We start from the raw sequence: 13,533 nt of genomic DNA, 5'->3' as shown, positions 1-13,533 counted from the left end.
AGCGAGCTTGCCCCGCGATGCTTTACCTTCTAACCCACCATCACCCCCACCTATTTCCCTGTGCATCGTGTGCGCACCTGCCTAGACTCGGCCCATCCCCGTTCAGGAATGCCGCCATGTCCGAGACCTTGCTCAGCGCCCGCAACCTGGCCTTCGAACTCTACGAAGTGCTGGATGCCGAGGCCCTCACCCTTCGCCCGCGCTTTGCCGAGCACAACCGCGAAACCTTCGATGCCGCGTTGGGCACGGCGCGCACCATTGCCGAAAAATACTTCGCCCCGCACAACCGCAAGGGCGACGAGAACGAGCCGCGCTATGAAAATGGCGTGGCGGTGCTGATTCCCGAGGTCAAGCCAGCAGTCGATGCGTTCCTCGAAGCGGGCTTCCTCAATGCCAGCCGCGACTTCGAGGCCGGCGGTATGCAACTGCCAACCTTGCTTTCACAGGCCTGCTTTGCCCATTTTCAGGCTGCCAACGCCGGAACCACGGCCTACCCGTTCCTGACCATGGGAGCGGCCAACCTGATCGAGAGCTTTGGCAGCGATGAGCAAAAGCGCCTGTTCCTGCAGCCGATGATCGAGGGGCGCTACTTCGGCACCATGGCCCTCACCGAGCCACACGCGGGCTCCTCCCTGGCCGATATCCGCACCCGCGCTGAACCTTCCGACGACGGCAGCTACCGGCTGCGCGGCAACAAGATTTTCATCTCCGGGGGCGACCACCCGCTGTCGGAAAACATCGTGCATATGGTCCTGGCCAAACTGCCGGATGCGCCGCCGGGGGTGAAGGGCATTTCGCTGTTCATCGTGCCCAAATTCCTGGTCAATGCCGATGGCAGCCTAGGACCCCGCAACGATGTGCTGCTGGCCGGGCTGTTCCACAAGATGGGCTGGCGCGGCACCACCTCCACGGCACTGAACTTCGGCGACAATGGCCAATGCGTGGGCTACCTGGTGGGCAAGCCGCACCAGGGCCTGGCATGCATGTTCCAGATGATGAACGAGGCACGCATCGGCGTGGGCATGGGCGCAGTCATGCTTGGCTATGCTGGCTACCTGTACTCGCTGGACTACGCCCGCCAACGCCCCCAGGGCCGCCCTCTGGACAACAAGGACCCAGCTACCGCCGCCGTGCCGATCATCAGTCACAGCGATGTGAAACGCATGTTGCTGACCCAGAAGGCCTATGTCGAAGGCGCTTTCGATCTTGGCCTGTATGCGGCGCGGCTGTTCGATGACACCCAGAGCGGCGAAACCGAGAACCAACGCCAGCAAGCCCACGAGCTGCTCGACCTGCTGACCCCGATCGTCAAGTCCTGGCCATCGGAGTTCTGCCTCAAGGCCAACGAACTGGCGATCCAGATTCTCGGCGGCCACGGCTATACCCGCGAATACCCGGTCGAGCAGTATTACCGCGACAACCGCCTGAACCCCATTCATGAGGGCACTCATGGCATTCAGTCACTGGACCTGCTCGGACGCAAGCTGGCGCAAAACGGCGGTGCCGGCCTCAAGCAATTGGTGCGCTTGATTGCCGGCACCTGCGAACGAGCGCGAGGGTATCCCCGCCTTGATCACCTGCGCACGCCCCTTGAGCAACTGCAGGTTCGCCTGCAGAGCGTCACCCTGGGCCTGCTTGGCGATCTGGCTCAAGGCCAGGTGAACAGCGCCCTGGCCAACTCGGCGCTGTACCTGAAGGCCTTCGGTCACTGCGTGATCGGTTGGCGCTGGCTGGAACAAGCGATTCGCGCCGAGCAGGGCCTGGAACGAGGTGAACCGGCCGACCGCGACTTCTACAAGGGCAAATTGCAGGCCGCTCGTTATTTCCTGACCTGGGAAGTGCCGGGCTGCCATAATGAGCTGGCATTGCTCGAAGCTCGCGACGATACGTGCCAGGGCATGCACGACGAGTGGTTCTGAGGGGGAGCCACCGTACCCACGGAGGTTCTTCATGTTCGAGTTGACCGCTTTGCTGCGCCAGCGCTTCGCCGCTCTGCGCAGCACTGCCGAATTCTTTTCCTTGCGGCACGTGCAACAGTCCCAGCAGCACCTGTCGGTGCGCAAAAACGTTGCCGAACCGCCATTCTTCAGCCGTGACGAAGGCGCGATGCTGACGGTCCGGGTCAACGGCGTCGAAACCTATGCGGCCACCGCCGACCTGTCGCAATCAGGCCTGCAACGTGCCCTGGAACAGGCCGAGGCGCTCGCCCGGCAGATTGCCAGCTGCGCCCTGCTCGACCTGCGCGAGCAACCGGTCGCCAGCGGGCGCACCGACTACTGCTCCCCCAACCTTGAACAACCCGTGGCCTCGCTGGCGGACTGCTTCGCCTTGCTGGCCCGCGAATCGGCCAGTGTGCCCGCCGATATCCGCCTGGTGAACTGGCAAGCAAGCCTGGGCATCAACACCGTCGAGCAGATCTACCTCAATACCGCCGGCGCCGAACAGCGTCAGGCCCAGCGCTTCATCTACCCAGGTTTCGGCGCCACGGCCTTCGACGGCCAGGACAGCCAGAGCCGCAGCCTTGGTCGGGAGAATTTCGGCCAACAAGGCGGCATGGATGTGATCGAGCGTTGCGGCCTGCTGGGTGCCGGAGCCAAGGTTGCCGACCAGGCCCTGCAATTGCTGCTCGCGCCCAATACCCCGAGCGGCGTGCGCGACCTGCTGCTGATGCCCGACCAGATGATGCTGCAGATCCACGAGTCCATCGGCCACCCGTTGGAAATGGACCGCATCCTGGGTGACGAGCGCAATTACGCGGGCACCAGCTTCGTCAAGACCAGCGACTTCGGCACCTTGCAGTACGGCTCGAAATTGCTCAACGTGACCTTTGACCCGACCATCGGCGAAGAGCTGGCCAGCTACAGCCATGACGACGATGGCACCGCGGCCGACAAACAGTTCCTGATCCGCGACGGCTTGCTGCTACGTCCGCTGGGTGGCGCGCTGTCGCAGTTCCGCTCGGGCATGGACGGCGTTGCCAACAGTCGTGCCTGCGGCTGGAACCGCGCGCCGATCGACCGCATGGCCAACCTCAACATCGAGCCGGGTGACCAGAGCCTGGCGCAACTGGTCGGTGGCATCGAGCGCGGCATCCTGATGCGCACCAACCGCTCCTGGTCCATTGATGATTCCCGCAACAAGTTCCAGTTCGGCTGCGAATGGGGCCAGTTGATCGAGAACGGTGAGCTCAAGGGCGTGGTCAAGAACCCGAACTACCGGGGGATCTCCGCTCAGTTCTGGGGCAATCTCAGCGCCGTGGGCGACGCCAGTACCTTCCAGGTTCTGGGAACACCCAACTGCGGCAAGGGCGAACCCAATCAGGTGGTGCGGGTGGGACATGCATCACCCGCCTGTGTGTTCAGCCAGATCGACGTATTCGGAGGAGACGCCTGATGGCTGCCACCCCACTGCACAGCTTTCAGCGCCTGTTGGCGAGCCTGCAAGAGCAAGTGTGCGCGCCGGAACACTTTACCCTCAGCTACAGCGCCGAGCAGTCCCGGTTCATTCGCTTCAACCATGCCAAAGTGCGCCAGGCTGGCGAAGTCCAGCAAGCCAGTTGCGTGCTGAAACTGATTAAGGACGGCCGCCAGGGCGAGCTGCAGTTCACCCTGGGCAACGACCCCGACGTTGACCAGCAGCGCCTGGCCCAGGCGATCGAACAGTTGCGCCAGACATTGCCGTTGCTCGAAGCCGACCCCTACCTGCAACTCAACGCCAGCGCCTGGCAAAGCCATAGCGTGCAGGGCCAGGCACTGCCCGACATTGCCCAGGTACTGGCGCAGATCGAACACGGTGCCGGGGAACTCGATCTGGTCGGCATCTATGCCGCTGGACCGATCTGCCGGGGTTTTGCCAGCTCGTTCGGGGCCTTCGGCTGGCACCAGGCCAACAGTTTCAACTTCGACTGGAGCCTGTTCCACCGCAACGGCCAGGCGGTCAAGGCCAACTACGCCGGCCAGCAGTGGGACAGCGAGGCCTTTTCACTGCGCCTGCGCCAGGCACGGGAGCAATTGGAATACATGGGGCGCCCGCTGAAGACCCTGGCACCGGGCGAGTACCGCGCTTACCTGGCGCCAGCCGCCATGGACGAAATCATGAGCATGCTGTGCTGGGGGGGCTTCTCCTCCCATTCGCTGGCCACCAAGAACAGCCCGCTGCAGCGCCTGTACGATGGCGACGCGCGCCTGAGCCCGATGGTCAGCATCGCAGAACAGGTCAGCGGTTCGCTGAGCCCGAGTTTCTCCGATGAAGGGACACCACGCAGCGACTTGCGCCTGATAGAGCAGGGCCGTGGCCTTGACCGGTTGATCTGCGCCCGCAGCGCCGCCGAGTTCGAGCTGGCCGCCAACGGTGCCGACAGCCATGAGTCCCCTTGCGCCCTGAGCCTGGCAGGTGGCGAGCTGAACCAGCGCGACATCCTCGCGCGCCTGGGCACCGGCTTGTACATCAGCAACCTCTGGTACCTGAACTTCTCCGACCTGCCGGCCGCCCGCATGACCGGGCTGACCCGCTTTGCCACCTTCTGGGTCGAGAACGGCCAGATCCAGGCGCCGGTCAGCACCATGCGCTTCGACGACAGCGTCTACAGTTTGTTGGGTTCGCAACTTGAGGCGCTGACCCAGGAGCGGGAGCTGATTCTGTCGACCAGTACCTATGGCCAGCGCCAGACCAGTTCGAGCCATTTGCCGGGGGCCGTGGTCAAGCGCCTGACATTGACGTTGTAATAGATCGCGGGTCAAGCCCGCTCCGAGCGCAGGAGTGGTCTTGACCCGCGCTACAGTCCTGAAGGATCAGCCATGCCCAGCCGTGTCCCGCTCGACCCCGTCACCGCTCGCTGGATTCCGTGGGTGGTAGCCATCGCCTTCTTCATGCAGTCCCTGGACGGCACCATCCTCAACACCGCCCTGCCGGCCATGGCCAGGGACTTGGCTGAAGACCCGCTGCGCATGCAGTCGGTAATCATTGCCTACATGCTCACCGTGGCCTTGCTAATCCCCGCCTCGGGCTGGATTGCCGACCGTTTCGGCACCAAGCGGATCTTTTTCGGTGCGATCCTGCTGTTCAGCCTCGGCTCGCTGCTGTGCGCCCTGTCTGAAACCCTGAGCATGCTGGTGGCGGCGCGGGTAGTCCAAGGCCTGGGCGGCGCCTTGATGCTGCCGGTCGGGCGCCTGGTGGTGCTGCGCGCCTACCCCCGTTCGGAGCTGGTGCGGATCATGAGCTTCATCACCATTCCCGGCCTTCTCGGTCCTTTGCTGGGCCCGACCATGGGCGGCTGGTTGGTGGAGATTCTCAGCTGGCATTGGATCTTCCTGCTCAATCTGCCGGTCGGCGCCATAGGCTGCTATGCCGTGTGGCGTTTCATCCCCGACCTGCGCGGCAGTGAGCGCACGCGCTTCGACGGCGTCGGTTTCGTGCTGTTCGGCGCGGCCATGGTGTTGATCACGATCGCCATGGAGGGCCTGGGCGAACTGCACTTGCCGCACCTGCGGGTAATGCTGCTGCTGTTTGCCGGCATGGCGTGCCTGGCAGCCTACTGGCTGCGCGCAGGCAGCATCGACAACCCGCTGTTCTCGCCCCGGCTGTTTCGCACCCGGACCTTCTCCGTCGGCATCCTGGGCAACCTGTTCGCCCGCCTGGGCAGTGGTGCCCTGCCATTCCTGGTGCCATTGCTGCTGCAGGTGGCCCTGGGCTATTCGCCGGCCCAGGCCGGGATGAGCATGATCCCCCTGGCGGCGGCGGCCATGCTGGCCAAATCCATCGCCCGCCCGCTGATCGAGCGCTTTGGCTACCGAACCATCCTCACCGGCAATACCCTGCTCCTCGGCCTGCTGCTGGCCAGCCTGGGCCTGGTGGATGAGCAGACGCCCTATGGGCTGCTGCTGTTCCAGTTGGGCTTGCTCGGTGCGGTCAACTCCATGCAGTTCACGGCGATGAACACCGTCACCCTGATCGACCTGGACGATGCCAGCGCCAGCAGCGGCAACAGCCTGCTGTCGGTGGTGGCGCAGTTGTCTCTGAGCCTGGGTGTCGCCTGCGCCGGCGCACTGCTGGGAGGCTTCAGCGCCGCGGGCAGTGCCGAGGGCGTAGACAGCACACTGGGCGCTTTCCAGCTCACTTTCCTGACCATCGGCCTGATGGCCATGCTGGCAGCAGCAATCTTCATGCAACTGTCCAAGGCGGACGGAAGGCGTGCCCCTCGTCCGGAACCGGAGATCGAGCCTTAGGGCGAAAGGCCATGAGGCTGGTACACTGCGCGACATTTTGTTTTGCAGGCCCGCCTCGTGACCACCATTGCCACCGCCTTCGCCACTTTGCCGCTGTCCGCCGCCATGCTGGCCAACCTGGACGCCCTCGGCTACGCCCAGATGACCCCGATCCAGGCCCAGAGCCTGCCGGTAATCCTCAAGGGCATGGACCTGATCGCCCAGGCCAAGACCGGTAGCGGCAAGACCGCCGCCTTTGGCATCGGCCTGCTCAACCCGATCAACCCGCGCTACTTCGGCTGCCAGGCCCTGGTGCTGTGCCCCACGCGCGAGCTGGCCGACCAGGTCGCCAAGGAGCTGCGCCGCCTGGCCCGCGCCGAAGACAACATCAAGATCCTGACCCTGTGCGGCGGCGTTTCGCTGGGCCCGCAGATCGCCTCGCTGGAGCACGGTGCGCACATCATCGTCGGCACCCCGGGCCGCGTGCAGCAACACCTGAGCAAGGGCACCCTGGTGCTCGATGGCCTCAACACGCTGATTCTCGACGAAGCCGACCGCATGCTCGACATGGGCTTCTACGACGCCATCGCCGACATCATCGGGCAAACCCCCAAGCGCCGTCAGACCCTGCTGTTCTCGGCCACTTATCCGTCCGGTATCAAGCAACTGGCCTCGAGCTTCATGCGCGACCCGCAGACCGTGAAGGTCGAAGCCCTGCACGCCGACAGCCAGATCGAACAGCGTTTCTACGAAATCGCCCCCGAGCAGCGCATGGAAGCAGTGAGCAAAGTGCTGGGGCACTTCCGCCCGCAGTCCTGCGTGGCGTTCTGCTTCACCAAGCAGCAGTGCCAGGAGCTGGTCGAGCACCTGCAGGCCAAGGGCATCTCGGCCCAGGCCCTGCATGGCGACCTGGAGCAGCGCGACCGTGACCAGGTCCTGACCCTTTTCGCCAACCGCAGCCTGTCGGTACTGGTAGCCACTGACGTCGCCGCCCGCGGCCTGGACATCGATGCCCTGGACATGGTCATCAACGTCGAGCTGGCCCGCGACGCCGAGATCCACGTACACCGTGTAGGCCGTACCGGCCGCGCCGGTGAAAAAGGCCTGGCCGTCAGCCTCGTCGCCCCAGCCGAAGGCCATCGCGCCCAGGCCATCGAAGCGATGCAGAAAGCGCCGCTGCGCTGGGAACAACTCGACAGCCTCAAGGCCCAGGGCGGCGCTCCGCTGCTGCCGACCATGAGCACCCTGTGCATTGCCGCCGGCCGTAAAGACAAGCTGCGTCCGGGCGATATCCTCGGTGCCCTGACCGGTGACGCCGGCTTGCCGGGTACCCAGGTTGGCAAGATCGCGATTTTTGACTTCCAGGCCTTTGTGGCGGTGGAACGTACGGTGGCCAAGCAGGCGCTGGCGCGCCTGAACAGCGGCAAGATCAAGGGCCGTTCGCTGCGGGTGCGGATCGTTTGAAAACCTTCGTCGCGGGGCAAGTCGAGACATCTCGACTTGCCCCGCGATCGCTTCACCCAAAATTCTTGAGGAATCAGCAGTGCGTTCCACCGAAGTAATCATCATTGGCGCAGGCGCCGCCGGCCTGATGTGTGCCCTGACTGCCGCCCGCCACGGCCGCCAGGTGCTGCTGCTCGACCACGCCAACAAGCCAGGCAAGAAGATCCTGATGTCCGGCGGTGGCCGCTGCAACTTCACCAACATGTACACCGAACCTGCCAACTTCCTCTCGCAGAACCCGCACTTCTGCAAGTCGGCCCTGGCCCGCTACACCCAATGGGACTTCATCGAGATGGTCGGCAAGCACGCCGTGCCCTATCACGAGAAGAAGCTCGGCCAACTGTTCTGCGATAACAAATCCAGCGACATCCTCGACATGCTCCTGGCCGAATGCAGCAATGCCGGCGCCGAACTGCGCATGGACACTCGCATCGACCAGGTCGAGAAGGTCGACGGCGGCTACCTGCTCGAAACCAGCGCCGGTCAGTTCCAGTGCCAATCGCTGGTGATCGCCACCGGCGGGTTGTCGATCCCGACCCTGGGCGCTACCGGTTTCGGCTATCAGGTCGCCCGCCAGTTCGGCCATAGCCTGCTGCCTACCCGCGCCGGCCTTGTGCCCTTCACCATCACCGAGCCGCAGCTCAAGGCGATCTGCACCGAGCTGTCCGGCACCTCGGTGGACTGCGTGACCAGCTGCAATGGCACCAGCTTCCGTGAAAACCTGCTGTTCACCCACCGCGGGCTGAGCGGGCCGGCGATCCTGCAGATCTCCTCGTTCTGGGAAACCGGTGACAGCGTCGAGATCAACCTGCTACCCGAGCACGACGCGCTGAGCTGGCTGCAACAGCAACAGAGCGAGCGACCCAATACCGAGCTCAAGACCCTGCTTGGCGAAATCTTTACCAAGAAGATGGCCAACTTGCTCGCCGAGCACTGGTTCGTCTCCAAGCCGATGAAGCAATACACCCCGGCGGAGCTCGCCCAGGTCAGCGACAAGCTGGCGGCCTGGCAGGTGGTGCCGGCCGGCACCGAGGGCTACCGCACTGCCGAGGTGACCCTGGGTGGCGTCGATACCCGCGAAGTGTCATCCAAGACCATGGAGTCGCTGAAAAGTCCGGGCCTGTACTTTATCGGCGAAGTGCTCGATGTCAGCGGTCACCTCGGCGGCTTCAACTTCCAGTGGGCCTGGGCCTCGGCGTACGCGGCTGCGCAGTTCGTCTAACCTTCGCGGTAGAATCAGCGCATCAAGGAACAAATTTTGCTGGTCAGGTGACGGTGGCAACACCACTGCCATCTGACTGGCTCAATTTCGATCATCGCTCAAGGCCTGCCGACCCGACATGTCATCCTCCTCGCTCAGCCAATCGTTGCGCCGCCTCTGGGCCCTGGACAAATTCAGCTATGCCATCCGTGTTCTGATCGCCCTCACCGGCAGCATGTTGCTGTGCTGGTACCAGGACGAGATGAGCCTGCTGATTCCGCTGTTCCTGGGCATTATCGCCAGCGCCCTGGCCGAGACCGACGACAGTTGGCAAGGACGCCTCAATGCCCTGGCCGTGACCCTGGTGTGCTTTACCGTCGCGGCGTTGTCGGTGGAGCTGCTGTTCCCGTATCCGATCATTTTCGTCTGCGCCCTGGCCCTGGCCAGTTTTGCCCTGACCATGCTCGGCGCACTGGGTGAACGCTATGGCGCGATCGCCTCGGCCACGCTGATTCTCTCTGTCTACACCATGATCGGCGTCGACCAGCGTGGTGGCGAAGTCACCGATTTCTGGCACGAGCCGCTGCTGCTGGTGGCCGGCGCCGCCTGGTACGGATTGCTGTCGGTGCTGTGGCAGGCGCTGTTCTCCAACCAGCCGGTGCAGCAGAGCCTGGCGCGGTTGTTTCGCGAGCTGGGGCGCTACCTCAAGCTCAAGGCCACGCTGTTCGAACCGATCCGCCAACTGGACGTCGAGGCCCGGCGCCTGGAGCTGGCCCAGCAAAACGGTCGGGTCGTGGCCGCACTCAACGCCGCCAAGGAGATCATCCTGCACCGGGTCGGCAACGGCCGCCCGGGCTCCAAGGTCAGCCGCTACCTGAAGCTGTACTTCCTGGCCCAGGACATCCACGAACGCGCCAGCTCCTCGCACTACCCCTACAACGCCCTGACCGAAGCCTTCTTCCACAGTGATGTGCTGTTCCGCTGCCAGCGCCTGCTACGCCAACAAGGTGTGGCCTGCCAGCAGTTGTCCGAGTCGATCCAGCTACGCCAGCCGTTCATCTACGACACCGGCTTTGCCCAGGCGCTGGAAGACCTCAATGCGTCCCTGGAACACCTGCGCATCCAGAGCAACCCGGCCTGGCGCGGGCTGCTGCGTTCGCTGCGCGCCCTGGCCGCCAACCTGACAACCCTGGATCGTCTGCTCAGCGATGCGAGCAATCCGGACAACCTCGCCGACGCCAGCGACAGCAGCCTGCTCGACCGTTCACCGCACAGCCTGGCGGATGTCTGGAACCGTCTGCGCCAGCAGATGACACCGACCTCCTTGCTGTTTCGCCATGCCCTGCGCCTGCCCCTGGCATTGTCGATCGGCTATGGCATGGTGCACCTGATCCACCCCACCCAGGGCTACTGGATCATCCTCACCACCCTTTTCGTCTGCCAGCCCAACTACGGTGCGACGCGGCGCAAGCTGGTGCAGCGGATCATCGGTACCGGCATCGGCCTGACGGTCGGCTGGGCGCTGTTCGACCTGTTCCCGAGCCCGATCATCCAGTCACTGTTCGCGGTGGCAGCCGGGGTGGTGTTCTTCGTCAACCGCACCACTCGCTACACCTTGGCCACGGCAGCAATTACCCTGATGGTGCTGTTCTGCTTCAACCAGATTGGCGACGGCTACGGGCTGTTCCTGCCGCGCCTGTTCGATACCCTGGTGGGCAGCCTGATCGCAATCCTGGCGGTGTTCCTGTTCCTGCCCGACTGGCAGGGCCGGCGCCTGAACAAGGTGCTGGCCAACACCTTGAGCTGCAACAGCACCTACCTGCGCCAGATCATGCAGCAGTACGCCCAGGGCAAGCGTGATGACCTGGCCTACCGCTTGGCTCGGCGCAACGCCCACAACGCCGATGCCGCGCTGTCGACCACCCTGGCCAACATGCTCATGGAGCCGGGGCATTTTCGTAAGGAAGCGGATGTCGGCTTTCGCTTCCTGGTGCTCTCGCACACCTTGCTCAGCTATCTCTCGGGCCTGGGCGCGCACCGTGAAACCACCTTGCCGGCCGACGTTCACGAGCAGTTGATCGATGGTGCTGGTGCCAGCCTGGCCAAGAGCCTGGACGAAATTGCCGAAGGCCTGGCCAGCAAGTTGCCGGTGGCCATCCACAGTGATGACGAAGAAGCCCTGGCCAATGCGCTCGAGCAGATGCCCGAGGATATGGAGGAAAACCAGCGCCTGGTGCAGACGCAACTGGCCCTGATCTGTCGCCAGCTGGGCCCCTTGCGCACCCTCGCCGCCCATTTGATCAAGGATGCCGAGGCCTGATCAGAAGCCATGATACTCAAGCAAGCGTGCGTAGCTGCCATCGGCCTTCATCTGGGCGATGGCGCGATTGAAGTCGGCGACGATCTTTTCATGGCCCGGGGTCTTGAGGCTGACCAGAATATGCAGGGTATTCTCGGCCAAAGGCTTGTCGACGAGCTCGACACTATCACGAACCCAGCGAGATTCACGCTGCAGAAAGTAGCGGGCGACGTACTCGTCTTCAAGAGTCAGTCCCACCCTGCCTGCAGCCAGCATGCGTACCGCCACTGAAAAATTGCGTACCGGTATCTTCTGCAACTGGCTGTCGGCATCGAACTCGGGCGAGTACGCATAGTCGCGGACAATGGCGATGGGATAGGGATAGAGGTCGCTCAAGACGTTGAAGCGAAAGTCATCGCCCTTCTGCTTGAGCACGCGAACATGGTTGGTCAGGTAGCTGGCGGAGAACTGTCCGATGTGGGTGCGGCTTTCATTGAGCCAGGCGTTGATCAGTACGTCGTATCGTCCCTCACCTATTCCAAGCAGCGCCCGCGCCCAGGGCACCTGCTCGAACTCACTGTCATAGCCTGCACGCTGCAAGGCGGTGGTGACAATCACCGTAGCCAGGCCCCCACCGGGTTTGCTGGCATCGGTGAAAGGGGGCCAACTGTCTGCGACCAGACGTAGTTTTTCCGCATGCGCGGCATTGAACGCCAGCAGCAACCCCAGAAAACCCAAGGCTCGAAGCAGTGTAGGCATGCTCAAATCCCTTAGCAGGCGTGTCGTTACACGCCGTTGATAGCAACTGCTTGAGCGTTTCCGGTGTCCGCAAGTGTGCGCAGGTTACACAAAGATGAAACCTGGCGCAGCGCGCAATGATATCAATCTGCCTCTATTTTGAGCTGCGTCACACCTTGAGTCGGGGTCGCGCACTTTGAGCCTCGTCGTTGCTCCTTTCATCTGCCATGATCAAGGCAATCAACTGCTTGAGAGCTACTTATGTCCATCGACTGGATCTGCAAACATCACAGCGACCTTGGCAAGGAACAACTCTATGCCATTCTGCAACTACGCACCCAAGTCTTCGTTGTAGAGCAGAAGTGCGCCTACCAGGACGTCGATGGCCAGGACCTGGACGGCGACACCTGCCACTTGATGGGTTGGGAAAATGACACGCTGCAGTGCTACTTGCGCTTGCTCGACCCACAGTCCCAGGGCGGTGACGTAGTGATCGGTCGCGTGGTGACTGCGCCATCGGCACGCGGCCGGGGGCTGGGGCATGAACTGATGGAAGAGGCCCTCGAACAGGCCGAAAAGCACTGGCCGGGCGTGCCGGTGTATCTGTCTGCCCAGGCGCACCTGCAAGACTACTACGGGCGTTATGGCTTTGTGGTGGTGGGTGAGGAGTACCTGGAAGACGACATACCGCATATCGGTATGCGTCGCGGCTGAACGCATCGCGGGGCAAGCCCGCTCCTGCAGCAGGCGCGAACTTGCTCCTCGATGGGCCTTCAAGGATACCCAAGCACCTCGCGAATCCCCCGCAGGTGCTGGATGATCCACTGCTTGTCGATCGCCCCCCAATCACGAATCCGGTAATGCCCGGCGTGATTGCGCGCGCCTTCCTGCTGCTCGAACTCACAGACAATATCCAGGTCAGCCAGCGCGGCGATGGTGTCCTGGGCGGTACGTCGGGGCATGCCGGTTGCCTCCATCAACGCAGGCACGCTGCTGGCCGTCTGGCTGTCGATCAGCCAGGCGACGTACAGGCGGCGGTAGAAGCTGGTCTTGGTCTTGCTCACGTCCATTGGCAGGTCCTTGCGGCTTACCCGTTGCCAGGCAGCTCGCGGTAGGTCAGGTAGACACGCAAGTCGAACTCCAGTTGATGGTAGCCCGGCAGCATGTGTTCACAGAGTTGATAAAACGCCTTGTTGTGATCGCTTTCCTTCAAGTGGGCCAGTTCATGCACCACGATCATCTTCAGAAATTGCGGCGCCGCCTCCTTGAACAAAGAGGCAATGCGGATTTCCTTCTTTGCCTTGAGCTTGCCCCCTTGCACTCGGGACACCGCCGTATGCAGCCCCAGCGCCCGGTGGGTCAAGTCCAGGCGATTGTCGAACAGGACCTTGTCCAGGTTGGGGGCGTTGCGCAGGTACTCCTGCTTCAGCCCTTGGGCGTAACTGTACAGTGCCTTGTCGCTCTGCACGGCATGACGCTCCGGGTAGCGTTGCTGCAGGTAATCCCCCAGGCGATTGCTGGCGATCAATTGTCGGACCTGATCTTGCAGGGCGGGGGGATAGGCTTGCAGGTATTTGAGCGCGGTCATG

The 13,533-nt window shown here is 63.1% G+C and carries 11 protein-coding genes; 8 read left to right on the top strand and 3 right to left on the bottom strand.

Annotation, left to right across the window (positions count from 1 at the left end; translation table 11 throughout):
• The first annotated feature begins 116 nt into the window (after positions 1-116).
• The 7 genes from H621_RS0122970 (at position 117) to yccS (ending at position 11,227) form a co-directional block, all read left to right on the top strand.
• On the top strand, positions 117-1,919 hold the full coding sequence (locus H621_RS0122970; protein WP_028945625.1) for an acyl-CoA dehydrogenase: 1,803 nt from the start codon (positions 117-119) through the stop codon (positions 1,917-1,919).
• A gap of 31 nt (positions 1,920-1,950) precedes the next feature.
• On the top strand, positions 1,951-3,393 hold the full coding sequence (locus H621_RS0122965) for a TldD/PmbA family protein (protein ID WP_028945624.1): 1,443 nt from the start codon (positions 1,951-1,953) through the stop codon (positions 3,391-3,393).
• Positions 3,393-4,724: a TldD/PmbA family protein gene (locus H621_RS0122960; protein ID WP_028945623.1), complete on the top strand. Its 1,332-nt coding sequence runs from the start codon at positions 3,393-3,395 to the stop codon at positions 4,722-4,724. The genes H621_RS0122965 and H621_RS0122960 overlap by 1 nt, the downstream gene beginning before the upstream one ends.
• Positions 4,725-4,796: 72 nt before the next feature.
• Positions 4,797-6,224, top strand: a complete 1,428-nt coding sequence (gene mdtD, locus H621_RS0122955) for a multidrug transporter subunit MdtD (protein WP_028945622.1) — start codon at positions 4,797-4,799, stop codon at positions 6,222-6,224.
• 105 nt (positions 6,225-6,329) lie between these two features.
• Positions 6,330-7,667, top strand: coding sequence for an ATP-dependent RNA helicase DbpA (gene dbpA / locus H621_RS0122950; RefSeq protein ID WP_245219125.1), 1,338 nt, complete (start codon positions 6,330-6,332; stop codon positions 7,665-7,667).
• Between the two features lie 79 nt (positions 7,668-7,746).
• Positions 7,747-8,928, top strand: a complete 1,182-nt coding sequence (locus H621_RS0122945) for a BaiN/RdsA family NAD(P)/FAD-dependent oxidoreductase (RefSeq protein ID WP_028945620.1) — start codon at positions 7,747-7,749, stop codon at positions 8,926-8,928.
• A gap of 118 nt (positions 8,929-9,046) precedes the next feature.
• Positions 9,047-11,227 (top strand): YccS family putative transporter, encoded by a 2,181-nt coding sequence (gene yccS, locus H621_RS0122940; protein ID WP_028945619.1) that lies wholly within the window; start codon positions 9,047-9,049, stop codon positions 11,225-11,227.
• Here the strand turns inward: yccS and H621_RS0122935 are convergent, their stop codons facing one another.
• On the bottom strand, positions 11,228-11,965 hold the full coding sequence (locus H621_RS0122935) for a substrate-binding periplasmic protein (protein WP_028945618.1): 738 nt from the start codon (positions 11,963-11,965) through the stop codon (positions 11,228-11,230).
• Positions 11,966-12,205: 240 nt separating this feature from the next.
• On the opposite strand from H621_RS0122935, the gene H621_RS0122930 reads away from it, so the two are divergent.
• Positions 12,206-12,658 (top strand): GNAT family N-acetyltransferase, encoded by a 453-nt coding sequence (locus tag H621_RS0122930; RefSeq protein WP_028945617.1) that lies wholly within the window; start codon positions 12,206-12,208, stop codon positions 12,656-12,658.
• Positions 12,659-12,717: 59 nt separating this feature from the next.
• On the opposite strand, the gene H621_RS0122925 is transcribed toward H621_RS0122930, so the two are convergent.
• Both H621_RS0122925 and H621_RS0122920 read right to left on the bottom strand, forming a co-directional pair.
• Positions 12,718-13,014 carry a winged helix-turn-helix domain-containing protein gene (locus tag H621_RS0122925; RefSeq protein ID WP_028945616.1) on the bottom strand — a complete coding sequence of 99 codons (297 nt, stop codon included), beginning with the start codon at positions 13,012-13,014 and terminating at the stop codon, positions 12,718-12,720.
• A 17-nt stretch (positions 13,015-13,031) separates the two neighbouring features.
• On the bottom strand, positions 13,032-13,532 hold the full coding sequence (locus tag H621_RS0122920; protein ID WP_028945615.1) for a M48 metallopeptidase family protein: 501 nt from the start codon (positions 13,530-13,532) through the stop codon (positions 13,032-13,034).
• Position 13,533 lies beyond the last annotated feature (1 nt).

It is taken from the genome of Pseudomonas vranovensis DSM 16006 (assembly GCF_000425805.1).
GTDB lineage: Bacteria > Pseudomonadota > Gammaproteobacteria > Pseudomonadales > Pseudomonadaceae > Aquipseudomonas > Aquipseudomonas vranovensis.
The sequence above is the reverse complement of the archived record's forward strand: the minus strand, read 5'-3'. Positions and strand labels throughout refer to the sequence as shown.

Bases quoted from the DNA above. Each gene is read 5' to 3' on its own strand.
- H621_RS0122970 (WP_028945625.1), top strand. From the start codon at position 117: ATGTCCGAGACCTTGCTCAGCGCCCGCAACCTGGCCTTCGAACTCTAC.
- H621_RS0122965 (WP_028945624.1), top strand. From the start codon at position 1,951: ATGTTCGAGTTGACCGCTTTGCTGCGCCAGCGCTTCGCCGCTCTGCGC.
- H621_RS0122960 (WP_028945623.1), top strand. From the start codon at position 3,393: ATGGCTGCCACCCCACTGCACAGCTTTCAGCGCCTGTTGGCGAGCCTG.
- mdtD (WP_028945622.1), top strand. From the start codon at position 4,797: ATGCCCAGCCGTGTCCCGCTCGACCCCGTCACCGCTCGCTGGATTCCG.
- dbpA (WP_245219125.1), top strand. From the start codon at position 6,330: ATGCTGGCCAACCTGGACGCCCTCGGCTACGCCCAGATGACCCCGATC.
- yccS (WP_028945619.1), top strand. From the start codon at position 9,047: ATGTCATCCTCCTCGCTCAGCCAATCGTTGCGCCGCCTCTGGGCCCTG.
- H621_RS0122935 (WP_028945618.1), bottom strand. From the start codon at position 11,965: ATGCCTACACTGCTTCGAGCCTTGGGTTTTCTGGGGTTGCTGCTGGCG.
- H621_RS0122930 (WP_028945617.1), top strand. From the start codon at position 12,206: ATGTCCATCGACTGGATCTGCAAACATCACAGCGACCTTGGCAAGGAA.
- H621_RS0122925 (WP_028945616.1), bottom strand. From the start codon at position 13,014: ATGGACGTGAGCAAGACCAAGACCAGCTTCTACCGCCGCCTGTACGTC.
- H621_RS0122920 (WP_028945615.1), bottom strand. From the start codon at position 13,532: ATGACCGCGCTCAAATACCTGCAAGCCTATCCCCCCGCCCTGCAAGAT.